Here is a 283-nt window from a genome sequence, read left to right on the forward strand (position 1 = left end):
ACGGGGCCCTCGACGGTCTGCGCCACGGCCTCGGCCTTGCCCTCGCCGGTGGCGAGCAGCACCAGGTGGCGGGCCTCCAGGATGGTGCCGATGCCCTGGGTGATGACGTGGTGCGGCACCTGCTCTATGTCGTTGTCGAAGAACCGTGCGTTGTCCACGCGGGTCTGCTCGGTCAGCGTCTTGATCCGGGTGCGGGAGGCGAGCGAGGAGCACGGCTCGTTGAAGCCGATGTGCCCGTCGGTGCCGATGCCGAGGATCTGCAGGTCCACGCCACCGGCCTCGG

General features: G+C 69.6%; 1 protein-coding gene. It reads right to left on the bottom strand.

Translation table 11 applies throughout. The annotated features are described in order from the left end of the window. Window positions 1–283: 6-phosphogluconolactonase (locus tag IO20_RS0134345; protein WP_030560481.1), on the bottom strand; the 283-nt coding region annotated here is incomplete at both ends.

This window comes from Streptomyces exfoliatus, assembly GCF_000725545.1.
Classification (GTDB): Bacteria; Actinomycetota; Actinomycetes; order Streptomycetales; family Streptomycetaceae; genus Streptomyces; species Streptomyces exfoliatus.